Source organism: Arenimonas daejeonensis (assembly GCF_007993735.1).
Lineage (GTDB): Bacteria > Pseudomonadota > Gammaproteobacteria > Xanthomonadales > Xanthomonadaceae > Arenimonas > Arenimonas daejeonensis.
In genome coordinates this window covers 2,585,282-2,604,372 of record NZ_CP042453.1, presented here as the reverse complement: position 1 = coordinate 2,604,372, position 19,091 = coordinate 2,585,282, and the positions used below count along the sequence as shown (strand labels likewise).

At 69.4% G+C, this 19,091-nt stretch carries 14 protein-coding genes and 3 pseudogenes; 13 read left to right on the top strand and 4 right to left on the bottom strand.

Annotated features, from left to right (window positions below; all coding sequences use genetic code 11):
* Positions 1-52: 52 nt before the first annotated feature.
* Positions 53-3,504, bottom strand: a pseudogene (mfd, locus tag FRZ33_RS12680) (transcription-repair coupling factor).
* A 39-nt stretch (positions 3,505-3,543) separates the two neighbouring features.
* Positions 3,544-4,122: a GNAT family N-acetyltransferase gene (locus FRZ33_RS12675; protein WP_146910050.1), complete on the bottom strand. Its 579-nt coding sequence runs from the start codon at positions 4,120-4,122 to the stop codon at positions 3,544-3,546.
* Positions 4,123-4,260: 138 nt separating this feature from the next.
* Between FRZ33_RS12675 and chrA the strand changes: the two genes are divergently transcribed.
* The 3 genes from chrA to FRZ33_RS12660 all read left to right on the top strand — a co-directional run bounded on the left by chrA (position 4,261) and on the right by FRZ33_RS12660 (position 9,868).
* Positions 4,261-5,529 (top strand): chromate efflux transporter, encoded by a 1,269-nt coding sequence (chrA, locus tag FRZ33_RS12670; RefSeq protein ID WP_146910048.1) that lies wholly within the window; start codon positions 4,261-4,263, stop codon positions 5,527-5,529.
* Between the two features lie 253 nt (positions 5,530-5,782).
* Positions 5,783-8,170, top strand: coding sequence for a diguanylate cyclase domain-containing protein (locus FRZ33_RS12665; RefSeq protein WP_146910046.1), 2,388 nt, complete (start codon positions 5,783-5,785; stop codon positions 8,168-8,170).
* A 39-nt stretch (positions 8,171-8,209) separates the two neighbouring features.
* On the top strand, positions 8,210-9,868 hold the full coding sequence (locus FRZ33_RS12660) for an isovaleryl-CoA dehydrogenase (protein WP_146910044.1): 1,659 nt from the start codon (positions 8,210-8,212) through the stop codon (positions 9,866-9,868).
* Positions 9,869-9,898: 30 nt separating this feature from the next.
* On the opposite strand, the gene FRZ33_RS17815 is transcribed toward FRZ33_RS12660, so the two are convergent.
* Positions 9,899-10,186: a helix-turn-helix domain-containing protein gene (locus FRZ33_RS17815; RefSeq protein ID WP_227977878.1), complete on the bottom strand. Its 288-nt coding sequence runs from the start codon at positions 10,184-10,186 to the stop codon at positions 9,899-9,901.
* 887 nt (positions 10,187-11,073) lie between these two features.
* Here FRZ33_RS17815 and FRZ33_RS12650 point away from each other — a divergent pair.
* From FRZ33_RS12650 to fdhD, 3 genes and pseudogenes are all read left to right on the top strand, one after another.
* Positions 11,074-13,329, top strand: a pseudogene (locus tag FRZ33_RS12650) (FdhF/YdeP family oxidoreductase).
* Positions 13,329-13,565: a hypothetical protein gene (locus FRZ33_RS15285; RefSeq protein WP_158637227.1), complete on the top strand. Its 237-nt coding sequence runs from the start codon at positions 13,329-13,331 to the stop codon at positions 13,563-13,565. The pseudogene FRZ33_RS12650 and the gene FRZ33_RS15285 overlap by 1 nt, the downstream one beginning before the upstream one ends.
* A pseudogene (fdhD, locus tag FRZ33_RS12640) lies at positions 13,544-14,349 on the top strand (formate dehydrogenase accessory sulfurtransferase FdhD). The gene FRZ33_RS15285 and the pseudogene fdhD overlap by 22 nt, the downstream one beginning before the upstream one ends.
* Positions 14,350-14,421: 72 nt before the next feature.
* On the opposite strand, the gene FRZ33_RS12635 reads toward fdhD, so the two are convergent.
* Complete coding sequence (locus tag FRZ33_RS12635) at positions 14,422-14,613, bottom strand: hypothetical protein (protein ID WP_146910039.1); 192 nt, start codon at positions 14,611-14,613, stop codon at positions 14,422-14,424.
* Between the two features lie 31 nt (positions 14,614-14,644).
* Here FRZ33_RS12635 and FRZ33_RS12630 point away from each other — a divergent pair, with 31 nt between their 5' ends.
* From FRZ33_RS12630 to FRZ33_RS12595, 7 genes are all read left to right on the top strand, one after another.
* Entirely contained in the window at positions 14,645-15,286 is a 642-nt protein-coding gene (locus FRZ33_RS12630) for a hypothetical protein (RefSeq protein ID WP_158637225.1), read from the top strand.
* Positions 15,283-15,852 carry a DUF2268 domain-containing putative Zn-dependent protease gene (locus FRZ33_RS12625; protein WP_158637224.1) on the top strand — a complete coding sequence of 190 codons (570 nt, stop codon included), beginning with the start codon at positions 15,283-15,285 and terminating at the stop codon, positions 15,850-15,852. Before FRZ33_RS12630 ends, FRZ33_RS12625 begins: the two co-directional genes overlap by 4 nt.
* Positions 15,853-15,945: 93 nt before the next feature.
* Positions 15,946-16,179: a hypothetical protein gene (locus FRZ33_RS12620; RefSeq protein ID WP_146910033.1), complete on the top strand. Its 234-nt coding sequence runs from the start codon at positions 15,946-15,948 to the stop codon at positions 16,177-16,179.
* A 143-nt stretch (positions 16,180-16,322) separates the two neighbouring features.
* A complete protein-coding gene (locus FRZ33_RS12610; RefSeq protein ID WP_146910032.1) occupies positions 16,323-16,658 on the top strand; it encodes a toll/interleukin-1 receptor domain-containing protein in 336 nt (111 codons plus the stop codon).
* Between the two features lie 8 nt (positions 16,659-16,666).
* Positions 16,667-17,230, top strand: coding sequence for a hypothetical protein (locus tag FRZ33_RS12605; RefSeq protein WP_146910030.1), 564 nt, complete (start codon positions 16,667-16,669; stop codon positions 17,228-17,230).
* Positions 17,231-17,235: 5 nt separating this feature from the next.
* Complete coding sequence (locus FRZ33_RS12600; RefSeq protein WP_146910028.1) at positions 17,236-18,639, top strand: tetratricopeptide repeat-containing protein; 1,404 nt, start codon at positions 17,236-17,238, stop codon at positions 18,637-18,639.
* Positions 18,552-19,004 carry an adenylate/guanylate cyclase domain-containing protein gene (locus tag FRZ33_RS12595; RefSeq protein WP_146910026.1) on the top strand — a complete coding sequence of 151 codons (453 nt, stop codon included), beginning with the start codon at positions 18,552-18,554 and terminating at the stop codon, positions 19,002-19,004. The genes FRZ33_RS12600 and FRZ33_RS12595 overlap by 88 nt, the downstream gene beginning before the upstream one ends.
* Positions 19,005-19,091 lie beyond the last annotated feature (87 nt).

Here is a 19,091-nt window from a genome sequence, read left to right as displayed (position 1 = left end):
GTGCCGATGTGGCCAATGTAGCCGGCGCAGTGCCCCCGGCCAAGCGGATCGATCAGCCCTTGGCCAGAAGGGACAGCAGGCCCTTGGCGGTGCGCAGGCGCGAGCTGGCGTCAGGCAGTTCCATCCGCAGGCGCAGTTTGTCCGGGCCTTCCATCGCATAGACCTTGGGCTGGCCCTGGATCAGGCGGATCACCGACATCGGGTCGATGGTGGGCTGGGGCAGGAAGATCACGCGGCCGCCGGTGGGGCCGAGTTCGAGCTTGCGGATGCCGAGCGGGGTTGCGGCCAGTTTCAGTTCCGCGACGGCGAACAGCTGCTTGGCGGGATCGGGCAGCACACCGAAGCGGTCCACCATTTCCACCTGCAGTTCCTTGAGGCGGTCCTCGTCGCGGGCGCCGGCGATGCGCTTGTACAGCGTCAGGCGCGCATGCACATCGGGCAGGTAGTCGTCGGGGATCAGGGCCGGCAGGTTGAGTTCGACCTCGGCGCCGTGGCGCAGGGTCGGGTCGAGGTCGGGGATCTTGCCGGACCTGATCGACTTCACCGCGCGCTCGAGCAGCTCGGTGTACAGCGAGAAGCCGATCTCGGCCATCTGGCCGCTCTGGTCCTCGCCCAGCAGTTCGCCGGCGCCGCGGATCTCCAGGTCGTGCGTGGCCAGGGTGAAGCCCGCGCCCAGTTCCTCCAGCGAGGCCAGTGCTTCCAGCCGTTTCTCGGCATCGCCGGTCATCGCCTTCTTGTTCGGCACCACCAGATAGGCGTAGGCGCGGTGGTGCGAACGACCGACGCGGCCGCGCAACTGGTGCAACTGCGCCAGTCCGAACCGGTCGGCCCGGTGGATCACGATGGTGTTGGCGCTGGGGATGTCGATGCCCGACTCGATGATGGTCGTGCACACCAGCACGTTGAAACGCTGGCGGTGGAAGTCGAGCATCACCTGTTCCAGCTCGCGTTCGGGCATCTGGCCGTGGGCGACGCGGATGCGCGCCTCCGGCACCAGTTCGCCCAGCTCGCGCGCCATCCTGTCGATGGTGTCGACCTCGTTGTGCAGGAAATAGACCTGGCCGCCGCGCGCCAGTTCACGCTGGAAGGCTTCGCGCAGCAGGTTGGCGTCCCAGGGCGTGACCACCGTCTGCACCGCCAGGCGGTGCGCCGGCGGCGTGGCGATGATCGAGAGTTCGCGCAGGCCGCTCATGGCCATGTTCAGCGTGCGCGGGATCGGCGTGGCGGTGAGCGTGAGCAGGTGCACCTCGGCGCGCAGCGCCTTCAGCGCCTCCTTCTGGCGCACGCCGAACCGCTGCTCCTCGTCCACGATCACCAGGCCCAGGTCGTGGAACTTCACGTCGCCCTGCAGCAGCCGGTGGGTGCCGACGATCACGTCGATCTTTCCTCCGCCAGCTGCGCCAGCGCCGCCTTGATCTCCTTGGCGGACTTGAAGCGGCTCAGCACCTCGACGCGGATCGGCCAGTCCGCATAACGGTCCCGGAAATTGCGGTAGTGCTGCTCGGCCAGCAGGGTCGTCGGCACCAGCACCGCGACCTGCTTGCCGGCGGTGGCGGCGACGAAGGCGGCGCGCACCGCGACTTCGGTCTTGCCGAAGCCGACATCGCCGCAGACCACGCGATCCATCGGCTGCGACTTGCCCAAGTCGGCGATCACCGCGTCGATGGCGGTCAGCTGATCGGGCGTTTCCTCGAACGGGAAGGTCGCCGCGAAGGGTTCGTACATCGCCCGGTCCAGCGGCAGCGCCAGGCCCTGGCGGGCCTGGCGGCGTGCCTGGATCTCCAGCAGCTCGGCGGCCACGTCGCGCACCTTCTCGGCGGCCTTGCGCTTGGCCTTTTCCCACTGCTCGCCGCCCAGCGAATGCAGCGGCGCCAGCTCGGGCGAGGCGCCGGAATAACGGCTGACCAGCTGCAGCTGCGCCACCGGCACGTAGAGCTTGTCGCCCTTGGCGTATTCGATCTGCAGGAATTCGCCGCGCACGCCGCCGGTGTCGAGCACCACCAGGCCGTGGTAGCGGCCGACGCCGTGGTCCTCGTGCACGATCGGCGAGCCGAGCTGGATCTCGCTGAGGTCGCGCAGCACCGTGTCCGGGTCGCGCGCGGCCTTGCGGCGGCGGCGCGACTGTTCGGCGCGTTCCGGGAACAGCTGGCGCTCGGTCAGCACCGCCAGCGGCGGCGCGTCGAGCGCAAAACCTTCCTCCAGCGGCGCGACGGTGATCGCGAATTTCTCATTGCCGGCGAGGAAGGCATCCCAGCCGGCGACCGCCGCGGGCTTGAGCTCGGCCGAGGCCAGCAGTTCGATCAGCGCCTCGCGCCGGCCGGCGGAATCGGCGGCCATCAGCACGCGGCCCGGATAGGCGCGCAGGAAACCGTGCAGGGCGGCGCCCGGGTCGCCGCCCTTCTGGCTCCAGGGCAGCGTGGGCGCGGGCTGTTCCGCCATCGCCACGGCCTTGTCGCGCTGGGGATGCGCCTGCCCGCAGACTTCGATGCGTGCGGTCTTGTTCAACGATGCGCGCAATTCTTCCGGCGGCAGGAAGATCTCGGCGGGCGCCAGGATCGGCCGCTCGATGTCGTGGCGGCGTTGTTCCCAGCGATTGCTGGTCTGTGCCCAGAAGGCTTCGGCGGCTTCGGCCACGCCGTCGCCCAGCACCACCAGCGTGTCGCCGGAGAGGTGTTCGAACAGCGACGCGGTCCTGTCGAAGAACAGCGGCAGGTAATACTCGATGCCCGCCGGCGCGCCGCCTTCCTTCAGGTCCTGGTACAGCGGGCAACGGCGCGGGTCGAATTCGAATCGTTCGCGCAGCAGCTCGCGCACGCGTCTGGCACTGTCGGCATCGAGCGGGAATTCGCGCGCCGGCAGCAGGCGCACCGATTCGACCGCGTGGTCCGAGCGCTGGGTCTCGGGGTCGAAGCTGCGCAGCGAGTCGATCTGGTCGTCGAACAGCTCGATGCGATAGGGCTGGTCCGCGCCCATCGGATACAGGTCGAGCAGGGCGCCGCGCACCGCAAAATCGCCCGGGTCCAGCACCTGCGGCACATTCCGGTAGCCGGCTGCTTCGAGCCGGCGCTTCTCGGCGTCGAGGTCCAGCTTCTGGCCGCGCGTAAGGTCGAGCGTGTTGCCGGCGATCCAGGCCGGCGGCGGCAGCCGCTGCATCAGGGACGCGACCGGCACCACCAGCACGCCCTTGCGCGTCGTCGGCAGCCGGTACAGCGCCGCCACGCGCTGGGACACGATGTCCGGATGCGGGCTGAACAGGTCGTAGGGCAGGGTTTCCCAGTCGGCGAAATGCAGCACCGGCAGCCCGCCGGCCAGCACGCGCAGGTCGTGTTCCAGCGACTGCGCGGCGTGGCTGTCGCGGGTGATCGCCAGCACCAGGCCATCGTGTCCGCACGCGGCTTCGGCCAGGCCGAGCGCCAGCGCGCTGGCACTGGCGGGCGCGCGCCACAGGGCGCGCTGCTGGCCGGCCTTGGGGCGCGGCGCGGAGGGAAGGTGGGGGCGGGTCATGGGGCCGCGGAGTTTACCGCAGGCGGTGGCCGGGCCGGGTCAGCGGCGACGCGTTTTCTTCGGCGGAGACAGTTCCAGCACGATACGCAGCAGGTTGGGCGACTCGGGGCTGGTGTCGCGCCGGAAGCCCATGACCTGGGCCAGGGCGATCATCGCGGTATTCTCGTCCAGCACGTCGCCCCAGATGCGGCGGATGCCGTTCGCCTCGGCCCATTCGACCAGCCGGCGCATCAGCGCGATGCCCAGTCCCTGGCCGGACACGAAATGCGAGACCAGGATCGCGAACTCGGCGCTGTCGCGGTCGGGGTCGCGGCTCAGGCGCGCCAGGGCGCCGACCAGGGCTTCGCCCGGCGGCAACGGTTCGGCCGCGACCACGGCGAAGGCTTCGCCGGGAACAGGGCGCACCAGTGCGTCCAGGTATTCAGGGTTGAGCGCCTTCACCGGGTGCAGGTAGCGGCGCCGGACCTCGTCTTCGTCCAGCAGTTCGAACGCACCGGCGATCGGTCCGGCATCGGCCGGGTGCACCGGACGCAGCCACAGCTCGCGGCCGTCGGCCAGGCGCAGCGCTTCGGTGCGTTCCGGGCGCGGGTCGGGCCGGGTGGGGCGGCGGGCTTTCATCGCGGGCAGGGTGGCAGCAAGGGGCTGGGGGCGTGCTCTAATCGCGGCGAGAAACGTTCACAAAACAGCCATCCGGGTGGCCATCATGGACGAAGCTGCCGAAAAGACTACAGCGTGAACCCTGAGCTGGCTGAGCCGATGAAGCCCACCTTCGCCCAGGCGCTGAAGTTCTGGTGGACGCTGGGCTGGATCAGCTTTGGCGGCCCGGCCGGGCAGATCGCGGTGATGCACGCGGAACTGGTCGAACGCCGACGCTGGGTGGACGAGGCGGGATTCCTGCACGCGCTCAACTACTGCATGCTGCTGCCCGGTCCGGAGGCGATGCAGCTGGCGACGTACCTGGGCTGGCGGCTGCACGGTTTGCGTGGCGGATTGGCGGCCGGCGTGCTGTTCGTGCTGCCGGCGACCCTGCTGCTGGCCCTGTTGTCCTGGGCCTATCTGCGCTTCGGGGCGCTGCCGGTGGTCGGCGGCATCAGCCTTGGATTGTCGGCGGCGGTGCTGGCCTTGCTGTTGCAGGCGGTCATCCGGCTGGGAAGACGCGTGCTCAAGCGTGGTTTTGCACGCATGCTGGCGATGCTGGCCCTGATCGGACTGGGCGCAGGCCTGGCCTTTCCCTGGATCGTGCTGGGGGCCGCGTTGCTGGGCCTGTGCGCCGGCCGGTTCCGGCCCGGGTGGCTGACGGTGGAACTGCACCAGGATGCCTCGCCATCCCTGCCGGGCACCGGGAGGGCCGATCCCGGCAAGCGCCGCGCACTGATGCTCGCGGTGGCGCTGTTGGCGGCTTGGTGGCTGCCGCTGCTGGCGGTTCGTGCTGCGCTGGGTGCCGACAGCACCGCCTGGGCGCAGGCGGTCTTTTTCAGCCAGGCCGCGATGGTGACCTTCGGCGGTGCCTATGCGGTGCTGCCGTACGTGGCGCAGTTGGCGGTCGAACAACACCAGTGGCTGACGACGGGGCAGATGATGGTTGGCCTGGGGTTGGCCGAAACCACGCCCGGTCCGCTGATCATCGTGCTCGAGTTCGTCGGCTTCGTCGGCGGCTGGCAGCATCCCGATCTTGCTTCGCCGCTCGCCTCGGCCCTGCTGGGCGCAGTGGTGACGGTGTGGGCGACCTTCCTGCCCAGTTTCCTGTTCGTGCTGCCGGTGGCGCCCTGGATCGAAAGCCTGCGCGACCGCCCGCTGCTGGCGGCGGCGATCGGCGGCATCAGTGCGGCGGTGGTGGGCGTGATCGTCAACCTTGCGCTGTGGTTCGGGCTTCATCTCTATGCCGGGCGTCGTCCTGCCGAGATCGTTTTGATCACGGCCGTGGCGCTGCTGGCCTGGTTCGCGCTGGCGCGTGGCCGGCATGTGCTTGCCGTGGTGGTCGTGGCTGCGCTCGCGGGTGGCCTATGGCAGGTGTCCGGGGCCTGAGGGGTTCGGGTTGCGCCACGGGCGCGGGTTTGGGCTAGGCTGGGGACAGGAGTCCGTCGCACAGGAATGTCACGCATGACGGAATATCGCGGCCGCGGGATATCCGGGTTCATCCTGGCCGCCGTGCTGTGTCTGTCGCCATGGTCCGTGCCGGGGCCCCGACCACCAGCCCGGTGCCGCCGGCCCCGCCGATCTCGCCGACACGGTCGAACGCGATCCATTGGAGCTGCGCGCATTGCTGGAGCCGGAAGCCGTGCTCCGGGAACTGGTGCCGGCCATCCGCGACGCCCGCATCGCCGGCGACCACCGGCGCCTGTCCCTGCTGTTCCTGGCGCAGGCCAATGCCTGCCGCGTGGTGGCGGACTGGAGCTGCCAACGGGAAGCGGGCATCGAGGCCCGCAAGGAGGCCCGCGCGGCGCAGTCACCGCATCTGGAGGTGCGCGGCCTGATCGCCGAAGGCCGCGCCCGCATGGCGATGCAGGACTACACCCGTGGCGAGCGCCTGCTCGGCGAGGCCGAGGTGCTGCTGAAGGATGCACCGCAGGCGGAGCTGCTGGCCGACATCTACCTCGCCTATTCGTCCATGAGCTATTCGCTGGGCAAGCACGACCTGGCCGCCCAGTACGCCGAGCGCGGCCTGGCCCTGCTCCGGGAAGGCGAAGGGCTGACCGTGCACGCACGGCTGCAGCGCAACCTGGCGCGGGCGCTGGCGCAGACCGGCCGCATCGAAGAGGCGGGCAGGGCGCTGGAAAGCGCGACCCGGCTGGCCGAGCGGCTGTCCGATCCAAAGCTTCGCGCCGAGCTGTATCTGGAAGCGGCCAGGCTGGCGCGCATCGCCGGTGATGGTCCGACCCAGCGGCTGAACGGGCGACGGATACTGGAGTTGGCGGAACGGTTGCAGAATTCGCAGCTGGCGGGGTTGGGGCATGAGGTGTTGGGGTTGGCGGCGGCGGATACGGGCGATTCAACACTCGCGCTCCGGGAGCTGAGGGCGGCGCAGCAGTCCTTCCATTCGCTGGAGTTGGTCAGCGACGAACTGCGCGTGCTGCGGGAACTGGTGGCCTTCATGCTGCGCGTGCAGCCCACCAGCCCGGAGTTGCCGCCGCTGTTCGAACGTTTCCTGGCGCTGGACAACACCCTGACCCTGAACGAACGCGCGCAGGCGGCCGACGATTTCGATGCGCGCCTGAAATATGCCGAGCGCGAGAACGAGCTGCTGCGGCTGCAGGCCGAAACCCAGATGGCACAGGAGCGCGAGAGCGCCCTGGCCCAGGCGAACCGGCTCAGCGGCATCCTGATGGTGCTGGGTTTCGCCACGCTGGCGGTGCTGGCGGCGTTTTTCCTCGCCCAGCGCCGCAGCAACCGCCGCCTGCGCACCGTGCTGGCGCAGCTTGGCGACAGCGAGATGCAGTACCGCACGCTGGCCGAGAACGCCAGCGACATGGTGATGCGGATGCGGCTGGACGGGACCCCGCTGTACCTGTCGCCCTCGAGCCGCGAACTGCTGGGCTTCGAACCGGAAGAGCTGATGCAGCCGCGCTGGGACCTGATGCATCCCGATGACCGCGTGCGCCTGCAGCAGCAGCTCCAGGCCCTGGCGCGCGACGGCGGTTCGGCCACTGTCATCTATCGCGCGCAGCATCGACATGGCCATTACGTCTGGATCGAGGCGCTGGCGCGCCGGGTGACCGGACCGGATGGCCAGCCCGAGATCCTGCTCACTGCCCGCGACATCTCCGCCCGCGTGCGCGCCGAACAGGTGCTGGCCGCCACCCAGTCGCGGCTGCGTGCGGTCACCGACAACATCCCGGCGATGATCGCCCACGTGGATACGCAGGAACGCTACACCTTCGTCAACGGCCACAGTGGCCGCATCCTGTCCAGCGATCCGGCCGACGTGATCGGCCGCACGGTGCGCGAGGTGCGTGGCGAAGCCATCTACAGCGAGATCAAGGGTCACATCGCCGCGGTGCTGCGTGGCGAGCACGTCACATTCGAGGGCCAGGCGCAGGTGGACGGCCGCGAATACCACTACCAGACCAATTATGTTCCCGACCTGGGTCCGGACGGGCAGGTGCAGGGTTTCTTCTCCTTCATCTTCGACATCAGCCAGCTCAAGAGCGCCGAACGCGAGCTCGAACGGCAGGCGCGGATGGACGGCCTCACCGGCGTGGCCAACCGCCGTTATTTCGACGAACGCCTGTCCTCGAGCCTGGCACGCGGACGCCGCCGCGCCGCGCCGATGGCGCTGCTGTACCTGGACATCGACCGGTTCAAGGCGATCAACGACGGCCACGGCCATGCCGCCGGCGACCAGGTGCTGCGCGAATTCGCGCGCCGGGTCACGGCCTGCGTGCGCGAGGGCGACCTGGTGGCGCGCATCGGTGGCGACGAATTCGTGGTGCTGGTCGAGGGCGCCGATTCCCTGGCCGGCGCCGAGGCCATCGCCGCCAAACTGATGCAGCAGATGCAGCAGCCGTTCGAAGTGGCCGATGGCACCATTGATGTCGCCACCAGCATTGGCCTGGGCTACAGCCGCGCTTCCGTGGACGCCAGCCGCCTGCTGGCCGCCGCCGACCAGGCGCTGTACGCCGCCAAACAGGCCGGCCGCGGCACCTGGCGCACGGTCGAGCTGGACTGATCGCTTGCGCGCCTGCCGCGCCTGGGCTCAACTTCCGTCATGGACCTGCGCGAACGTTTCCTGACCCACGCCGTCGAGAACCAGCCGCCTGCGCTGGCGCCGTACGACGCCTGGAACACCGACCTGCCGCTGCGCGAGGCCCTGGCCCGCGAAGGCGGCGGCTGGGCCGAGGCACAGGTGGCCGAGTACGGAAAATTCGCCGGCGGCGAACTGGTGGAACTGGGCCGGCTGGCGAATGAACACCGGCCGCGGTTCGTGCCGGTTGACCGGTACGGTCATCGCCTGGACGAGGTCGAGTTCCACCCCGCCTACCACCGCCTGATGGCCACCGCCGTGCGACACGGCGTGCCGGGCTTCGCCTGGCGCCACGCCGACCGGCCCGGCGCGCATGTCGCGCGTGCGGCGCTGATGTTCCTGCACAACCAGGCCGACCAGGGCACCAGCTGCCCGCTGACCATGACCTACGCCTGCGTGCCGGCGCTGCGGCACCAGCCGGAGCTGGCCGCGTCGTGGCTGCCGCGCATCGTCGCGCCCGACTACGATCCGCGGCACGTGCCGGCCTGGGACAAGGTCGGCAACACCATCGGCATGGGCATGACCGAAAAACAGGGCGGTTCGGACGTGCGCGCCAACACCACGCGCGCGTTTCCCGTCGCGACCGCGGGCCCGGGACAGCTGTACGAACTGGTGGGGCACAAGTGGTTCTTCTCGGCGCCGATGTGCGACGCCTTCCTGGTGCTGGCGGCGCAGGCCGCCGGCGGTCTGAGCTGTTTCCTGCTGCCGCGGTTCGCTCCGGACGGCAGCCGCAACGCCATCCGCATCCAGCGCCTGAAGGACAAGCTGGGCGACTGGAGCAATGCCAGTTCGGAGGTGGAGTTCCACGGTGCCACCGCCTGGCTGGTCGGCGAAGAAGGGCGGGGCGTGGCGACCATCCTGCAGATGGTCGCGCTGACCCGACAGGATTGCCTGATCGGCTCTGCCAGCCTGATGCGCCAGGCCCTGGTGCAGGCGCTGCACCATGCACGCCACCGTTCCGCTTTCGGCAAGCCGTTGCTGCAGCAGCCGCTGATGCGCAACGTGCTGGCCGACCTGGCGCTGGAATCGGAAGCCGCCACGGCGCTGACGTTCCGGGTCGCACGCGCCGTGGATGCCAGCGTGCGCGACCCGCGGGAAGCCGCCTTCGCGCGCCTGGCGACGGCGCTGGGCAAGTACTGGGTCTGCAAACGCGCGCCGGCCTTCGTCAATGAAGCGCAGGAATGCCTGGGCGGCGCCGGTTATGTGGAGGAATCGGGCCTGCCGCGGCTGTACCGGCAGGCGCCGCTCAATTCGATCTGGGAAGGCAGCGGCAACATCCAGTGCCTGGACCTGCTGCGGGCGCTGGGCCGCGAGCCGGCCAGCGCCGAAGCGTATTTCGCCGAGCTGGAAGCCGCACGTGGCGGACATGCACTGCTCGACACAGAGATCCCGCGGCTGCGCGCGCAGCTGCAGGCCGAACCCGCGGTGCTGGAAGCCGGTGCCCGTCGCCTGGCCGAACGGCTGGCGCTGGCGCTGCAAGCGGCCCTGCTGGTGCGAAGTGGCCACGCCGCGCTGGCCAACACCTTCTGCGAACAGCGGCTGGGCAGTGAACGCGCGCTGGTTTACGGCGGCCTGTCCGGCGCGGCGGCGGTGGCGACCCTGATCGAACGCGCCGGCCCCTGATCCGCCCCGCCCCAGGGCGCAAGCATCGACTCAGGCGCGGGGACGGTCGGACTGCAACATGCGCCGCATCGAACCGAAACGCCGGCGGTAGTGCAGCGGGCTCAGGCCGACCTTGCGCTTGAACAGCCGGCTGAAGAAGCCGGGATCCTGGTAGCCGACCGCTTCGGCGACCACCTCGATGGCTTCTTCACCGGCCTCGAGCATCTGCTTGGCTTCCTCCAGCCGCAGCGTGTGCACGTATTCCAGCGGCGACAGGCCGGTGGCCTTCTGGAACCGGCGGGCGAAGGTGCGTTCGGGCAGGGCGCTGCGGCGGACCATCTCGGCCACCGGCGATGCCCCTGGTAGTTCTCGGCGATCCAGACCTGGCAGCCGGCGATCAGCGCGTCCTCGCTCTGGCGGGCGCGTGCCAGGTGCGCGTAGGGCTGCTGGCCCGCGGCGTGCCAGTCGATCAGGTTCACGCGCGCGGTCTGCATCGCCACCTCGACGCCGGCGATGCGTGCGATCAGGTACAGGGCCAGGTCGAACCAGCTGGCGCCACCGCCCGCCATCACCAGCCGCTGGCCTTCGCCCGAGGCCACCAGCGCATTGCGCGGACGCATCTTGATGGTGGGGTGCCGCGCCTGGAGCGTTTCGCAGAAGGCCCAGTGCGTGGTCGCCTCCTCGCCGTCCAGCAGGCCGGCTTCGGCCAGCAGCAGCGCACCGGAACAGGCCGACGCCAGGATGGCGCCCTGGGCATGACAGCGCTGCAGCCAGGCGATCTCGGGCGTGAAGCGGCCGTCGATGGTGTCGTCCGGCGCCAGGAACACCTCGGGTACGCAGACGATGTCGGGTGCGGTGACGTTGTCGAAAGTGTCGTGCGGCGTCAGCCGGACGTTGTTGGCGATGTCGAAGGTGGCGGCCTGGCGGGCCACCACGATCGGGTTCATCAGCGGTTTGCCGGCGCAGCCGGTCACCATCAGGTCCCAGTCGCGGCCGGCGGACTTGAACAGGTCGTACATGCCATAGACGACGGACGCACCCGCTTCGGGCAGGGCGAGGATGGCGATGGTGGGCAGGGCAGAGGTCATGGTGAGGCAATGCTTTCGGTGGATATCCCTTAATACGCAGTAGGGGCACCATGTTGTCCACGCCGCGGCACAGTCGTTTCAGGCCCCCGGACGCGACAGGTGCTTGCCGCGGCTGCGGCGCAGTCCTAGCCTTGCCCCATGCCCACCAAGATCAAAGCCTACGAGGGCGCCGCCGGCGGCTGGGATGCGCTGGCCAGTTCCTTCCGGCATGTGCGCGAGCAGGGCATCGTCGGCCTCGGCGCGCGCACGATGCTGCGCGCCAACCAGCCCCAGGGTTCGACTGCCCCGGCTGCGCCTGGCCGGACAAGAACCATCATTCGTCGTTCGAGTTCTGCGAGAACGGGGTCAAGGCGGTGGCCGCGGAAGCCACGCACCGGCGGGTGACACGCGAATTTTTCGCGGCGCATCCCGTCGATTGGCTTGCGCACCAGGACGACTATTTCCTGGAATCGCAGGGACGGCTGACCGAACCGATGTTCTACGACGGCCGCGACGACCACTACCGGCCGGTGTCCTGGGAAGAGGCCTTCGCCATCATCGCCGGGCACCTGAACGCGCTCGACCATGCCGACCAGGCGCTGTTCTACACCTCGGGCCGCACCAGCAACGAGGCGGCCTTCCTGTACCAGCTGTTCGCGCGCGAGTTCGGCACCAACAACCTGCCGGACTGTTCGAACCTGTGCCACGAGCCCTCGGGCCTGGCAATGGGCGAGCAGATCGGCGTCGGCAAGGGCACGGTGACCCTGGCCGATTTCGAACGGGCCGAGGCCATCTTCGTGTTCGGCCAGAACCCGGGCACCAACCACCCGCGCATGCTGGGCGAACTGCGCAGCGCCGCGAAACGCGGCTGCCGGATCGTGGTGTTCAACCCGCTGCGCGAACGCGGGCTGGAACGTTTCGCCGACCCGAAAACCCGGTGGAGCTGCTGGGTGGCTCCACCGCCATCGCCAGCCACTACTACCCGCTGCGCATCGGCGGCGACCTGGCGGCGGTGAAGGGCATGATCAAGCGCCTGGTCGAACGTGGCGCCGTGGATGCCGGGTTCATCGCCGAACACACCCAAGGCTTTGAAACCTTGCGAGACGATGTGCTGGCGACTGGATGGGCCGAGATCGAGGCCGCGTCGGGTCTGTCGCGCGCACAGATCGAGGAGGCGGCCGATGTTTACGCCGGGTCGCGGGCGACCATCTGCTGCTGGGCCATGGGCATTACCCAACACCGCGACGCCGTCGCCACGATCCAGATGCTGGTCAACCTGCTGCTGGTCGGCGGCAACTTCGGCAGGCCCGGCGCCGGTGCCTGCCCGGTGCGCGGGCATTCGAACGTGCAGGGCGACCGCACGATGGGCATCTACGAAAACCCTCGCTGGCCTTCCTGGATCGCCTGGGCGCCGAGTTCGGGTTTTCGCCGCCGCAGGCGCACGGTCACGACGTGGTCGGCGCCATCGGCGCGATGGCGCGCGGCGAGTGCAAGGTGCTGTTCGCGATGGGCGGCAATTTCGCCGCGGCCACGCCTGATACGGAAGTCACGGCGCAGGCGCTGCGGCAGTGCGCGCTCACGGCCCATGTCTCCACCAAACTCAACCGCTCGCACTTGGTGCACGGACGGCAGGCATTGATCCTGCCCTGCCTGGGTCGCACCGAAATCGACCTGCAAGCCGGCGGGCCACAGGGCGTGACGGTAGAGGATTCGATGAGCATGGTGCATGTGTCCACCGGCATGAACCCGCCGGCTTCACCGCAGCTGCTTAGTGAACCGGCCATCGTGGCGCGGCTGGCGCAGGCGACGCTGCCGGACTCGACCACGCCCTGGGCTTTCCTCGTCGAGGACTACGACCGCATCCGCGAGCGCATCGCCCGGGTCATCGACGGTTTTGCCGACTTCAACGCCAGGGGTGCGGCAGCCGGGTGGTTTCCATCTCGAGAATCCCGCGGCGCAGCGGCGCTGGCTGACGGCCTCGGGCAAGGCGCGCTTGCATGCGCATGCGATCCCCGCGCCCGTGTCCGCCGGACCGGGGCTGATGACCCTGATGACGATCCGCAGCCACGACCAGTACAACACCACGATCTACGGTCTCGAGGACCGTTACCGCGGCGTGTCGGGCGAGCGACGGGTGTGTTTCATCAGTGCGATGGACCTGCGACGCCTCGGACTGGAAGCGGGGCAGTGGGTGGACCTGGTGTCGGTCTGGCACGACGGTGAGCGCGTGGCGCGCCGCTTCCTGCTTGTCGAATACGACATCCCCCCGGATGCCTGGCCGCCTATTACCCGGAAACCAATGCGCTGGTGCCGCTGGGCCACCATGCCGTGGGGGCCCGCACGCCGGCTTCGAAATCCATACCGGTACGGCTGCGGCCGGCCGCCGACATCCCCTTGGCCCTGGGCGCGCCCTGATGGAGCAGCAGCTCGCCGGTCTCCTGCAGTTCCTCGCCGCGAACGACGGCGTATCGAACGCCCGCGCCTGCAAACAGCTGGGGCTGGCGCGCAGCGAACTGCAGCGGCTGCTTGTCGTGCTGGGCGACGATGCCGCGCTGGGCGGCCTGGGCCTGGTGGCGACGGAGGTCGCCGGCGAACGTGTGCTGCTGCGCCTGACGCCGCGCGGACGCGACTGGCTGGAGCGCCACGCGTGACTTTGCCGCCCAGCCACCGCGAATGGCGCGCCCGCCGCGTGGACGACGGCGTCGGCCGCGACCAGATTGAAAGCCTGGCGGAAGAAACGGCTATCGCCCTGGTCTACAACGGCCGCCCGCACGCGGTGATGATGGCGACACCGGCCGACCTGGACGATTTCGCACTCGGCTTCAGCCTCACCGAAGCGATCGTGGCTTCCCGGATGAACTGCGCGTCGTGGACCGCCTGATCACGGCGCACGGCATCTCGCTGCAGATGCACCTGCCGCAGGCACGGTACGACGCCCCGGAGCAGCGCGGCCGCAGCCTGACCGGCCGCACCGGCTGCGGCCTGTGCGGCACCGACAGCCTGGAAGCGGCGATCCGCCCGGTGCGCCCGGTGCCGGCCTGCGGCCTGGATCCCGGCGCGCTGGCGCCGTATTTCGCCGAACTGCTGTCGCAGCAGCCCTTGAACGCACGCACCGGCGCCGTGCACGCGGCCGCCGTGCTCGATGCCGACGGGCAGTTGCACGTACGCGAGGACGTCGGTCGCCACAACGCGATAGACAAGGCGGTCGGCGCCACGTTTCGCGCCGGGGCCACGCCGCGTGCGCTGCTGGTCACCTCGCGCGCGAGTTATGAGGTGGTGCACAAGGCCGCCGAGGTCGGCATCGGCCTGGTCGCGGCGATCTCCGCGCCGACGGCGCTGGCGGTGCGGTTGGCGCAGGAGGCGGGCGTGGCACTGGTGGGCTTCGCGCGCGGTTCGCGCTTCACCGTGTACTGCGAGCCCACTGCCGGGGCCTGAAACATGCCGGCGCAACCCTTCATTCGCGGAACAGCAGGGCCGCCTGTTCGTTGAGCGTGCCATCGGCTTCGATCACCGCGAACCGGTGGGTGTCCGATTCAGGATCACCGCCGTCGGTTCCTGGAAGGGCGGATGACGGACGAACTTCAGTGTCCAGCCGAAGCGTTCGAGCTGCGTCAGTGTGTCGCGCTGGTCGTCGGTGAGGTCTCGCTTGAGCGCGCTGATCAGCTCGTGTTCGGTCTTGCGGCGTTCGCGGTCGGGCATGGCCGGGTCTCCGGAGGGGGCTGCCGGTGCCATGGCGATCGGGCACGGCTCCCGTATTGTTGTACGGCCTTCCATCGGGCTGTCGGACATCACGAAGGACCGGGGCGTGGCGGGGATGGCGCCGGAAGGGCGTATTGGACAGTGCCGCCGCCCTGGCGCGGTTTCACGGCCTTGCCGGTTAAACCCGGGAGCCCGTGACGGCATCACAACGCGCACCCCCCTGGAGATCCCCATGTCACGTGTCCTTTTCAAGGCTTTGGCCTTCACGGTGGTCTTGCTGCTGGCCGGTTCGGCATCGGTCGCCAAGGCACAGCCCGTCACCAACACCGATCCGGACGCGGCGCGGCTCGTGACCGAAGACATTCCGCGGTTCTGGGCCGCCTACGACGCGGCCGCCGCCGAAGACAGCGCCGACGCGCGTGCGGAAAGTTACCAACGTCTCTACCTGGCGCCCGGTAGTGCCGGTCTGCGCGCCTTCCTCGAATTCCGTATCAGTGACGCGGGGAAGCTGGTGGCGACCATCGACAAACACCCCGCTACTACGCATCACTGCGAGCGCATACCGACGGCGTGCAGCGCTATGAAGCGCCGATCCGCGCCGCGATGCACCGGCTCGCGGACATCCATCCGAAAGCCGTTTTCCCGGACGTCTATTTCCTGGTCGGGCGCATGAACTCGGGCGGTACCATCAGCCCGACCGGCCTGCTGATCGGCCTGGAGATGTACGGCCGATACCCGCACACTCCCGACGCCGAACTCGGCGACTGGCATCGCGCGGTGCTGCGCGACATGGACGGCCTGCCGCACATCATGGCGCACGAGCTGGTTCACTACCAGCAGAAATACGAGATTCCCGGCGAACCGAACCTGCTGCAGAAATCCATCTACGAAGGCACCGCCGATTTCCTCTGCGAGCTGATCAGCGGCCAGCACATCAACCCGCAGGTGCACGCCTGGGCGGAACCCCGGGCGCATGCGCTCTGGCTGGAGTTCCAGGCGGCCATGCACGGCACGTCACACGAGGGCTGGCTCTACGGCGCGGTTCCCGGCAGCGACCGGCCGGCGGACCTCGGTTACTGGATGGGCTACCGGATCGCCAAGGCCTATTACCAGCAGGCCCCGGACAAGGTGCAGGCGGTCAGGGACATGCTGACGATCCGGGATTTCGACGCTTTCCTGGCCCGGAGCGGGGTGGCCATGACCTTCGGCACCCCTGAACAGGTTCCTGCAAAGCATTGATATAAATAATTTTATCGGGCATTACTTCCGGCCCATGGCGGACCCCCTTAGGTGTTGTAGATTACCAGCACACCAACTCACAAGGCCCCAGCCATGAAGACCCTGTCCGACTTCTACCGCCTCTTCCCGAGCCGCCCGGTTCCGGCGGTGAATGCGGCCCGTCCCATGCCGGCCCCGGTCCAGACGGTCATCGTTCCTGACGAACCCGCCCGCAACGCGCCGCGTTACCAGACGCGCGATTACGGCACCGGTTACGGCCGCAGCAGCGGTTACGCCCGCGCCGGTTACACCGCCGGCCGCGGCGACCGGATGCTCCGCGTCGGCTGATCCCCCGGCTGGTCCGCGGCCGCGCATCTCCCTCTCCCGGATGCGTGGACGCGGGCCGGCGCCGTGCCAAGCGGCCGCCGCCGCGCTGGCGGCGGCCGGTCCGCCTGCATAGACTGGCCCGGGCCTCATCACCGGGATCGCCGATGGCGGATGTCTTCGTCAGCTACGCCAGCGCCGACCGCGACGTCGCGTTCCGCATCGTCGCCTACCTCGAAGAACAGGGCATCCGCTGCTGGGTCGCGCCACGCGACGTTGGCCCCGGCGTGGAATATGGCCAGGCCATCATCGATGCGATCGGCGAAGTCCGCGCCCTGGTGCTGGTGCTTTCGGACCAGTCCAACGAATCACAGTTCGTGCGCAAGGAAGTCGAGCGCGCGGTCAGCAAGACCAAACCCGTACTGCCCGTGCGCATCCGCGAGGTGACGCCGTCCGGCGCGCTCGAGTTCTACATTTCGTCGGCGCAGTGGGTGGATGCCTGAAGTCGCCGATGGAGCAGCATCTGCTGCCCCTGGTCGCCGCGATCAAGGCGATGGCGGCGCCGGGGTCCCCGCCGGTCAGGTCGAACACGCCGGCCGCCGCAGCTTCCAAACCGTGGTACCAGCGGCCACCGATCTGGGTGGCGATCGCCGTCGTCGTGATCCTGCTGGCGGTGAACTTTTTCATGGCGCTCCGGCACCCCATTGTCGTGGACCTGCCCCAGCGAACCTCGACGGCGCCGGCCAAGCCCGAACGCAGCGATGTCGCCTTCTTCGCCGGCACCTTATGCCAGCCCTACAACGGCCTGACCATCGTTTACGAAGTGGTACGCACCGGAACCGATACCGTGCTGACGCGCGTTGACCACCCGCAGGCCTCGCCCTGGGACGTGGCCGCGCGCATCGTGCCGATCGCCGGTGGTTTCGAGATGCAGCCGCTCGATGAACCGGTGAGCGATGACAACGTCGCCCGCTTCGAGATCATCGACGAAAACATGATGAAGCTGGTGTTCGCCAACGGCGCAGCCGAGGACGGCTCGATCCTGCGCATGCGCTGCGACGGCCGGAAAGATTGAGCGTCATGAGCGGCGCCGCCGACTGGCTGGCGCGCGTCCGCGGGCACGAGGCACGCGGCGAGCTTCTACTGGCCTACGACACGGCCCTGCAGGGCCTGTCCGAACACCCCGACGACGTCTGGCTGGCGCACCGTGCGGTGCTTAACCTGGCCAAGGCCGGCGCCACGCTGCGTGCCGAAAGCGAGTTCCTGCGCCTGGGTCTCGCGCGTTCGCAGGAACCCGAGATCGCGGCGCTGGCTGCGCGCATCGCCAAGGACCGCGCGCTGGCCGCGCCCGCCGACAAACGTGAAGTCCTGCTGGCCCGCGCTGCCGACCTGTACGAAGCCGTGCACCTGCGCGGCGGTGGTTATTACCCGGCGGTGAACGCCGCCACCCTGCGCCTGCTGTCCGGGCATCCCCAGGCCGCGGAGGCGCTGGCACGCGACGTCATCGCACTTTGCGAAGCGGGGCAGGACGAGGCGTACTACCGCGCGGCTTCGAAAGCCGAAGCCGCGCTGGTGCTGGGTGACCCTGAACTGGCCGCGCAGGCACTGGACCGTGCCGCGGCGGCCGGCGGCGACCTCGCCGCACGGGCCGCCACCCGCCGGCAACTGCGCCTGGTCTGCGCCGCACGTGGCCTGCCCGATGGCGTGCTCGACGTGCTGGCGCCGCCGACGGTGATCCACTACACCGGCCACATGATCGCCGCGACCGGGGCCACGGGCCGCTTCCCGGCGGAGCGCGAAGCCGCGGTCGCCGCGGCTGTCGGCGCGCAGCTTGAACAGCACCGGGTCGGCTTCGGCTATGGCGCACTGGCCTGCGGTGCCGACATCCTGTTTGCCGAAGCGCTGCTGGCGCGCGGCGCCGAGCTGCACGTGGTGCTGCCGTTCGAGCTCGAGGAATTCATCGCCGTGTCGGTGGCACCGGCCGGTCCGGACTGGGTGGCACGTTTCCATGCCTGCCTGGAGCGCGCGACCTCGCTGACCTACGCCACCGAGGACCGGCAGCTGGGACATGAGTGGATCTTCGCCTACGGCTCCTTCCTCGCGATGGGGCTGGCGGCGCTGCGCGCACGTTTCCTGGATGCGCCGGTGCGACAGATGGCGGTCTGGGATGGGCAGGAAAGCGCAGGTGTGGCGGGCACGGCTTTCGACGTGCGGACCTGGCGCGAAGCCGGCCGTCCCCTGGACGTGGTCACGCCTGACTCCGGCGCAGTACCGAAGACGCCTGCGGCGGCGCCACCTGCTCGTGCCGGCGAGCGCGAACTAAAAGCCATGCTGTTCGGCGACATCCAGGTTTCAGCCGCCTCAGCGAAACCCAGGTCACCGCCTTCGTCACCCACGTGCTGGGCGCGTTCGGCGGCGTGCTGGCGCAGTACGGGGCGCAGGTGCTGTACCGCAACACCCGGGGCGACGGCCTGTTCGTGGTGATGGCCGACGCCGGCCTGGCCGCACGCTGCGCGTTGAAACTGCAGGCGGCCATGGACGCCATCGACCTGGCCCAGTGCGGCCTGCCGGATTCGCTGGCGCTGCGGCTGGGCGGCCACTTCGGTCCCGTGTACGAGGCGGTGGACCCGGTGCTGGGACTGACCAATTATTTCGGCGCGCACGTCAGCCGCACGGCGCGCATCGAACCGGTGACGCCACCGGGCGAGGTGTATGTCACCGAACAGTTCGCGGCGCGGCTGGCGCTGGACCGCGACGGTTTCGACTGCGACTACGTCGGCCTGGTACCGGCGGCCAAGGGTTACGGCAACCTGCGCATGTACCACCTGCGCGCCGGCGGCGGCGACTGAGCCGCGGAAACGGCACCCGGCGCAGGCCGGCCGACGAGGGTGGCCGGGGCTGCGCCGGAAGCACGGGACCCGCTATGGAAACCGCAT